Annotated in this window: 2 protein-coding genes; both read right to left on the minus strand. The window is 63.6% G+C overall.

The features are described 5' to 3' along the window. A partial coding sequence (locus HP546_RS29350; RefSeq protein WP_256678570.1) for a Rid family hydrolase occupies window positions 1–120 on the minus strand: 120 nt, incomplete at its 3' end. Between the two features lie 23 nt (window positions 121–143). Next, the coding region (gene spoT / locus HP546_RS29355) for a bifunctional GTP diphosphokinase/guanosine-3',5'-bis pyrophosphate 3'-pyrophosphohydrolase (protein WP_372242476.1) at window positions 144–2,239 on the minus strand (2,096 nt) is incomplete at its 5' end.

Below are 2,239 nucleotides of genomic sequence, written 5' to 3' on the forward strand. Positions count from 1 at the left end.
GGTCTTTGGGTCCAGCGGGATCTGGCCCGACATGTATACGGTGTTGCCGGCCTTGATCGCTTGCGAGTAGGTGCCGATAGCGGCAGGGGCTTTGTCGCTGGTAATGACGGTCTTGCTCATGATGACTCCTTGCGGTTGGCGGACTACGTACGCATGCGGGTGATGCGGACCACTCCGGTCAGGGTACGCAGCTTCTTGATCACACGCGCCAGGTGCACGCGGTCGTGCACGCTGACCACCAGCTGGACCACGCTGATACGGCCGTCGCGTTCGTCCATGCTGATCTTCTCGATGTTGCCGTCGGCGGCGTTGACGCTACTGGCCAGCAGGGCGATCAGGCCGCGCTGGTGCTCCAGTTCGACACGCAGTTCGACATTGAACTCGCCCGAGATGTCCTTGGCCCACGAAAGCTGCACGCACTTCTCGGGGTTGTGACGGATTTCGCTGATGTTGCGGCAGTTTTCCAGGTGCACCACCATGCCCTTGCCGGCCGACAGGTGGCCGACGATCGGGTCACCCGGGATTGGCGTGCAGCACTTGGCGTAGCTCAGCACCAGGCCTTCGGTACCGCGGATCGCCAGCGGGCCTTCCGGCGCCGGCAACTGCTCGCCTTCGGCCGACAGCAGGCGGCGCGCGACCACGTAGGCCATGCGGTTGCCCAGGCCGATGTCTTCGAGCAGGTCTTCGATCAGTTCCAGGCGGTATTCGGCAAGAATTGCCTGGACGCGCTCCTGCGGGATTTTCTCCAGGCTGCTGTCGAAGCCGGTGAGCACCTTGTTCAGCAGGCGTTCGCCCAGGCTGATGGACTCGGAGCGGCGTTGCTGCTTGAGCGCGTGGCGGATGTGCGTGCGCGCCTTGCCGGTGACCACGAAGTTGAGCCAGGCCGGGTTCGGCCGTGCGCCCGGGGCGCTGACGATTTCCACCGTCGAGCCGCTTTGCAGCGGTTCGGACAGTGGCGCCAGGCGGCGGTTGATGCGGCAGGCGATGCAGCTGTTGCCGACATCGGTGTGCACCGCGTAGGCGAAGTCGACCGCGGTGGAGCCTTTGGGCAGCTCCATGATCCGGCCTTTGGGCGTGAACACGTAGACCTCGTCCGGGAACAGGTCGATCTTCACGCTCTCGATGAATTCCAGCGAGTTGCCAGCACGTTGCTGCAGCTCGAGGATGCCCTTGACCCACTGGCGGGCGCGGGCATGGCTGCCCTTGGGCTGGTCGTCGTCATTGGACTTGTACAGCCAGTGCGCGGCGATGCCGTTGTTGGCCATCTCTTCCATCTCGCGGGTGCGGATCTGGATTTCGATGGGCACGCCGTGCATGCCGAACAACGTGGTGTGCAACGACTGGTAGCCGTTGGCCTTGGGGATCGCGATGTAGTCCTTGAAGCGCCCGGGCAGCGGCTTGTACAGGTTGTGCACGGCGCCGAGCACGCGGTAGCAGGTATCGACCTTGTCGACGATGATGCGGAAGGCGTACACGTCCATGATCTCGTTGAAGGCGCGGCGCTTGCCACGCATCTTCTTGTAGATGCCATAGAGGTGTTTCTGCCGGCCGCTGACCTCGCCCGCGATGCCGTCGGCGGCCAGGCAGTTGGCCAGCGACTGCTCGATCTTGGCGACGATCTCTTTACGGTTGCCGCGTGCGCTTTTCACTGCCCGGTGAATCAGCGACGAGCGCATCGGGTGCATGGCCTTGAAGCCGAGGTCTTCGAATTCCACGCGCACGGTGTGCATGCCCAGGCGGTTGGCGATGGGGGCGTAGATCTCGAGGGTTTCCTTGGCGATGCGTCGGCGCTTTTCGCCGGACAGCACTTCGAGGGTGCGCATGTTGTGCAGGCGGTCGGCCAGCTTGACCAGGATCACGCGGATATCGCGGGCCATGGCCATGGCCATTTTCTGGAAGTTCTCGGCCTGCGCCTCGGCCTTTGTCTCGAAGTTCATCTGGGTCAGCTTGCTGACCCCATCTACCAGTTCGGCCACTGTCTCGCCAAACTGCTGGCTGAGGGCTTCCTTGGCGATGCCGGTGTCTTCGATCACGTCGTGCAGCATGGCCGCCATCAGGCTCTGATGGTCCATGTGCATGTCGGCGAGGATGCTGGCCACGGCCAGTGGGTGGGTCACATAGGGCTCGCCGCTGCGGCGGCGCTGCCCATCGTGGGCCTGTTCGGCGTAGAAATAGGCACGCCGGACCAGGTTGACCTGTTCAGGGCCCAGATAGGTCGACAGCCGTTCGGCCAAGGCTT

The organism is Pseudomonas sp. CM25 (assembly GCF_013179705.1).
In the GTDB taxonomy this organism is placed as follows: domain Bacteria; phylum Pseudomonadota; class Gammaproteobacteria; order Pseudomonadales; family Pseudomonadaceae; genus Aquipseudomonas.